The 6,000-nt window shown below is 67.5% G+C and carries 5 protein-coding genes; 2 read left to right on the top strand and 3 right to left on the bottom strand.

Annotation, left to right across the window (positions count from 1 at the left end; translation table 11 throughout):
* Positions 1-162 precede the first annotated feature (162 nt).
* Complete coding sequence (gene purM, locus ACLQ3I_RS17565) at positions 163-1,284, bottom strand: phosphoribosylformylglycinamidine cyclo-ligase (RefSeq protein ID WP_425789209.1); 1,122 nt, start codon at positions 1,282-1,284, stop codon at positions 163-165.
* A gap of 196 nt (positions 1,285-1,480) precedes the next feature.
* Positions 1,481-3,061 carry an amidophosphoribosyltransferase gene (purF, locus tag ACLQ3I_RS17560; protein ID WP_425789211.1) on the bottom strand — a complete coding sequence of 527 codons (1,581 nt, stop codon included), beginning with the start codon at positions 3,059-3,061 and terminating at the stop codon, positions 1,481-1,483.
* Positions 3,062-3,238: 177 nt separating this feature from the next.
* Between purF and ACLQ3I_RS17555 the strand changes: the two genes are divergently transcribed.
* A complete protein-coding gene (locus tag ACLQ3I_RS17555; protein ID WP_425803585.1) occupies positions 3,239-4,057 on the top strand; it encodes a CPBP family intramembrane glutamic endopeptidase in 819 nt (272 codons plus the stop codon).
* 9 nt (positions 4,058-4,066) lie between these two features.
* Here ACLQ3I_RS17555 and ACLQ3I_RS17550 read toward each other — a convergent pair whose 3' ends face one another.
* Positions 4,067-4,453: a sterol carrier family protein gene (locus tag ACLQ3I_RS17550; RefSeq protein WP_425789213.1), complete on the bottom strand. Its 387-nt coding sequence runs from the start codon at positions 4,451-4,453 to the stop codon at positions 4,067-4,069.
* A gap of 25 nt (positions 4,454-4,478) precedes the next feature.
* Between ACLQ3I_RS17550 and ACLQ3I_RS17545 the strand changes: the two genes are divergently transcribed.
* Positions 4,479-5,987, top strand: coding sequence for a glutamate--cysteine ligase (locus tag ACLQ3I_RS17545; protein ID WP_425803553.1), 1,509 nt, complete (start codon positions 4,479-4,481; stop codon positions 5,985-5,987).
* Positions 5,988-6,000 lie beyond the last annotated feature (13 nt).

Here is a 6,000-nt window from a genome sequence, read left to right as displayed (position 1 = left end):
CCGCCCTCACCGCCGACCACAACACCCGCACACAACCCGACACTCAAGCAGCCGCTTGACATAGGAGCTATGAGTAGCCGCGACGAAGGAGAGGCGTATCGAGACCGGAGCCGCCCACGATCGGCGCGAAAGTCACATCGGCGGCGGGGGCGCGTGCGGTGGTCAGAAGCGAGGATGCTCGCCGGACAGCACCACCCGGGGCAGCTCGGTGTTCTTCGGCTCCGTGGACCGTTTGACCGCACCGAGCACCCAGTTGTCGACATGACGGGCCGTCAGTACCGCCTGTGCGCGCTCGGTGTCCTCGGGCGCCACCACGGCGACCATACCGACGCCCATGTTGAACGTGCGCTCCATCTCCTCGCGCTCCACCCGGCCGCGCTGGCCGATCATGGCGAACACCGGTGCCGGAGTCCAGGTCCCGCGCTCGAGCTCGGCGACCAGACCCGACGGGATCACCCGCGCCAGATTCTCGGCCAGGCCGCCACCGGTTACATGCGCGAAGGTGCGGACATCGGTCTCGGCGGCCAAGGCGAGGCAGTCGCGCGCATAGATCCGGGTCGGCTCGAGCAGCTCCTCGCCGAGCGAGCGGCCGAACTCCTCGACATGTCCGGCCAGGTCCATGTGGCCCCATTCGAGGAGCACCTTGCGCGCGAGCGAGTAGCCGTTGGAATGCAGGCCCGACGATCCCATCCCGATGATCACGTCACCCGGACGAACACGCTCGGGCGAGAGGATCTGATCGGCCTCGACGACCCCGATCGCGGTGGCCGAGAGGTCGTAGTGATCCTCGCCCATGAGGCCGGGGTGTTCGGCGGTCTCCCCGCCGAGCAGTGCACAGCCCGCATCCACGCAGCCGTCAGCGATACCCGCGACGATCTGCGCAACCGTCTCCGGCACCACCTTGCCGACGGCGATGTAGTCCTGCAGAAAGAGCGGCTCAGCTCCACACACCACCAGGTCGTCGACACACATGGCGACCAGGTCCCGGCCCACGGTGTCGTGTTTGTTCATCGCCTGGGCGATCGCGAGCTTGGTGCCGACGCCGTCGCTCGCCGCAGCGAGAACGGGCTCTCGGTAGTTGCCCTTGAGCGCGAACAGTCCGGAGAATCCGCCGAGACCACCCATGACCTCTGGGCGGGACGCGCGCTTGGCATGCGGCGCGAACAGTTCGACCGCGCGCTCACCGGCGTCGATGTCCACACCTGCGGCTGCGTACGAGGCACCACCGTCGCCGGTGTGCGGGCTGTTTGCCGGATTGTCGGCAGCCGAATCCCGATCGGTCATCTAGCTGAGCACCCCTTGTCGAAATCCAGGTTGTCGGATCTCCGGGTGATCGGAGGCTCCGTCGTCGCGCATGGTCCGGTGGCCCGCGATTCCGACGTCGGCAAAGCGAGTCACCACCGCTCAAACACGCTACCCGACCGCGGCGCGGCCGTACCGTTCGGTGTGGGGCGTCGGCCGGCGAGCTGACAGCCCGAGATCAGGGCCGCATCACCGCGCTGACGTTGTCGTTGGCAACGGTCAGCGGGTCGGCGCGACCCTCGCCGGCGGCGCTGGCGAGCATCTGCTCGAGCACCGCCTTGCCCATGGAGGTCTCCTGGGGCAGGTCGATGGGGTAGTCACCGTCGAAGCACGCCGCGCACAGATTCTCCGCACCCTGCTCGGTGGCCCCGATCATCTCGTCGATGCTGATGTAACCGAGCGAGTCGGCGCCGATCGCCTGCCGCACGCCCTCGACCATGCCGGCCTCGGACTCCATGCCGTTGGCGATCAGTTCGGCGGGCGACGCGAAGTCGATGCCGTAGAAGCACGGCCACCGCACCGGACTCGACGCGATCCGGACATGGATCTCGGCGGCCCCGGCCTCGCGCAACATCCTGATGAGTGCGCGCTGGGTGTTGCCGCGGACAATCGAATCGTCCACGACCACAAGACGTTTGCCCCGGATGACCTCTTTGAGTGGATTGAGCTTGAGACGGATGCCGAGTTGGCGGATCGTCTGCGACGGCTGGATGAAGGTGCGGCCGACATAGGCGTTCTTCATCAGCCCCTGCCCGTACGGGATGCCCGATTCCTGCGCGAAACCGACCGCGGCGGGTGTGCCGGACTCGGGCACCGGGATCACCAGGTCGCCCTCGGCGGGATGCTGGCGCGCCAGCCGGCGACCGATCTCCACCCGGGTCGAATGCACCGACCGACCATGGATCACGCTGTCCGGACGGGCGAGGTAGACGTACTCGAAGACGCACCCACGCGGCTTGGCCTCGGCGAAGCGTGACGTGCGGACACCGTCGGCATCGATCGCCAACAACTCGCCCGGTTCGATGTCGCGGACGAAGGATGCACCGACGATGTCGAAGGCGGCGGTCTCCGACGCAACGACCCAGCCCCGGTCGAGCCGACCGAGCGACAGTGGCCGCACACCGTGCGGGTCCCGTGCTGCATACAGCGTGTGCTCGTCCATGAAGGTCAGACAGAACGCGCCCTGCAGGGTGGGCAGCAGATCCATCGCGGCCTGTTCGAGGCTGCTGTCGGCGGCGCCGTGGGCCAGCAGGGCGCCGACCAGGTCCGAATCCGACGTGGCTGCCGAACTCATGAGGCCCAGACCGCGTGCCCGGCTGGCGAGATCGGCGGTGTTCACCAGGTTGCCGTTGTGCCCGAGGGCGACACCCGTACCCGCGTCGGTGGTCCGGAAGATCGGCTGGGAGTTCTCCCAGGTCGTCGATCCGGTCGTCGAGTAGCGGCAGTGCCCGATCGCCACGTGGCCGACCATCGCGCCCAGGGTCTGCTCGTCGAAGACCTGGCTGACGAGCCCGAGATCCTTGAACACCAGGACCTGCGATCCGTCGCCGACGGCGATCCCCGCCGCCTCCTGGCCGCGGTGCTGCAGAGCATAGAGCCCGTAATAGGAGAGCTTGGCCACATCCTCGCCCGGTGCCCACACCCCGAAGACACCGCACTCCTCGCGAGGCTCGTTCTCGACCTCATCGGACGGCTGGGCGGTTCCGCATGATCGCGTGGGAGCGAGGAGGTTTGTGCTGTTGATCGACAAGTCGGTCATCAATGGGCTCCCTGAGATCGAGGACGCAGGTGGCTGGGGAGACGCACCAAGCGTACCGACCGGTAGCGTCGTTACGCGAATCCGGCAACGGCGCGCCGACCGACCGTATTCCCGGGGTCGATGCGAGGCGCAGGCGCGGCACGCCGGACCTGGGCGGGCTACCTTGTCTCGGTGTCGATGCTTCGTCCCGATCACCCGTCGCGACAGCCCCCGCGACGGCTGACCTATGTGGGGTTCGCCGTCGTGGTGATCGTCTACCTCGCGATCATCCAATTCGGCGGGCTCGCGGTCGAACACGCCAGCGGAGAGAAGGACATCGTCACGACGCGGGGCGTCGTGTACTCGATGATCATCCCCCTCGGGTTGGCACTGGCCTTCACCTTTCTGGTGGTGACCCGGCTCGGCTGGTGGCGGCCGGTCCTGCACGATGAGCGCCCGGTGTCCCGGTGGGTGTGGATCGTGCCGGTGCTGATGCTGGTGGCCATTGCCGCAGCCATCGACTACCAGGCCCTCGCCGACAAGGATCTGGTGTTCGTCCTCGTCCTCCTGCTCGCCACCCAAATAGTCGGCTGGGGCGAGGAGACGATGTTCCGCGGCGTCGGTGTGACGGTGCTGCGCGAGCACGGTCTGAGTGAGGGCCGGGTCGCGCTGTGGTCGAGCATCGTCTTCGGGGCCGTCCATCTCACCAACGCGATCGGCCACGGCGCCTCGGCGATTCCGCAAGCGATCGCCGTGAGCCTCGCCGGCTACTTCTTCTACCTGATCAGGCGGGTCTCTCGGGGCAACGTCCTCAACTCGGTGGTCCACGGACTCTTCGACTTCTCGATCCTCACCGGGACGTCGATCATGGTCGGCCAGAGCGGCTATGTCGGATCGGTGGCCGCGATCCTGGTCTATCCGATCCTGGCCGTCATCCTCGTCGTCGGACGCAGGCGGATCGAACCTGCACCCGCCCTGCACACCGACGCCGTGAGCGAATCCGGCCTCACGCAGTGACAGCCGGGCTCACAGCGGGAACAGCGGCATCCAACGCGCGATCTCACCGGCCCGCGACCCGGACGCGCTGACCGCGCCACCTTCCATCAGGGCCGCCATCTCGCCGATCCCGGTGACCATCCGCAACCAGCTGTGCGGGTCCGTCTCCACCACGTTGGGCGGTGTTCCGCGAGTGTGTCGCGGCCCTTCGATGCACTGCACGGCCACGTAGGGCGGCACGCGCACCTCGACGGAGTTGCCGGGCGCGACCTGGGCGAGGGTGCGGGCGGTGAGTCGGACTGCAGCGGCGACCTCGGGCCGGGCGGGAGCGTCGACCGTGTCGTCACGAATCCACTCGGCGACGGCGAGGACCGCCGCCCGGGCCTGCGCCGGATCGATCGGTTTACGCGCTGCCACGCCGACCATCATGCACCATTGAGCCATGGGAACCGACGTCTCGAAACGCGAGTTCACCGGCGAGGACCGCGTGCGGTTCCGCAGGCAGGTGAGTCGCGGTACCGAGGCGATCGCACGCATGCTGGCCGACGGCCTGTTCACCGATCACGGTCGCCCGCCGGAGCCGTTGCTGGGCATGGAGGTGGAACTCAATCTCGTCGACGACGACATGAATCCGGCGATGGCCAACGCCACGGTGCTCGACGCCATCGCCGACCCCGATTACCAAACCGAACTCGGTCAGTTCAACATCGAGATCAACGTCTCCCCGCGCCCCTTCGTCACCGACGACACCATCTCCCTCGAGCAGGCGCTGCGCACGTCGCTGAACCGCGCGGAGAATCGCGCCGCGCAGACCGACAATCATCTCGTGATGATCGGCATGCTCCCCACGCTCAACGCCGAACATTTTGCCCACCAATGGATTTCGGCCAATCCCCGGTACGACCTGCTCAACGAGCAGATCTTCAACGCCCGCGGCGAGGCAATCGAGATCGACATCAGCGGGATCCCGCTCGGCGACGGTCACCAGACCGATCGCCTGCACACCACCACCGACTCGATCCTTCCCGAGGCGGCCTGCACATCGTTGCAGCTGCATCTGCGGGTTGCCCCCGAAGACTTTGCCGCACATTGGAATGCGGCCCAGAGTATTTCCGGGGTACAGGTGGCGCTCGCCGGCAATTCACCGTTCCTGGCCGGCGCCGCGCTCTGGCACGAGAGCCGCATCCCGGTGTTCGAGCAGGCGACCGACACCCGGCCCCTGGAACTGAAGAATCAGGGGGTCCGGCCGCGGGTCTGGTTCGGCGAGCGATGGATCAACACCATCTTCGATCTCTTCGAGGAGAACACCCGGTACTTCCCGGCACTGCTCCCCGTCTCCACCGATGTCGATCCGCTGGCCGAACTCGACGAGGGAAAGACCCCGTCACTCGACGAGCTGCGCCTGCACAACGGCACCGTGTACCGCTGGAATCGGCCGGTGTACGACGTCGTGGACGGGCACGCCCACCTGCGGGTGGAGAACCGCGTCCTGCCTGCCGGACCGACGGTCGTCGACACGATGGCCAACACGGCGTTCTACTACGGTCTGGTCCGCGGTCTCGTCGAGTCCGACCGCCCACTCTGGTCCCAGATGTCCTTCAACGCGGCCGCGGAAAACCTGCAGTCGGGCGCCCGCGCGGGCCTCGAGGCGCAGTTGTACTGGCCGAATGTGGGGTGGGTGCGGCCTGACGAACTCACTCTGCGACGGCTGCTCCCCCTCGCCGACGACGGCCTGCGTTCCTACGGCGTCTCGGCCAAGGCACGCTCCCGCTACCTGTCGGTCATCGAAGGCCGCTGCATCAACCGGCAGACCGGTTCGGCATGGCAACGGCGCGCGGTCCTCGCCCGCGAGGCCGCGGGCGAGGACCGCGACGCCGCCCTGCACGGCATGCTCGGCGACTACATCACGCTGATGCACGAGGGCGAACCCGTGCACACCTGGCCATCCTGAGCACCTACCCCGA

The organism is Gordonia sp. DT101, from assembly GCF_049844895.1.
Classification (GTDB): domain Bacteria; phylum Actinomycetota; class Actinomycetes; order Mycobacteriales; family Mycobacteriaceae; genus Gordonia.
Note: the sequence above shows the minus strand (reverse complement) of the source record. Positions and strands in the feature narration are given on the sequence as shown.

Coding starts and splice junctions, on each gene's coding strand:
- purM (WP_425789209.1), bottom strand. CDS start 1,284: ATGACCGATCGGGATTCGGCTGCCGACAATCCGGCAAACAGCCCGCAC.
- ACLQ3I_RS17545 (WP_425803553.1), top strand. CDS start 4,479: ATGGGAACCGACGTCTCGAAACGCGAGTTCACCGGCGAGGACCGCGTG.
- ACLQ3I_RS17555 (WP_425803585.1), top strand. CDS start 3,239: ATGCTTCGTCCCGATCACCCGTCGCGACAGCCCCCGCGACGGCTGACC.
- purF (WP_425789211.1), bottom strand. CDS start 3,061: ATGACCGACTTGTCGATCAACAGCACAAACCTCCTCGCTCCCACGCGA.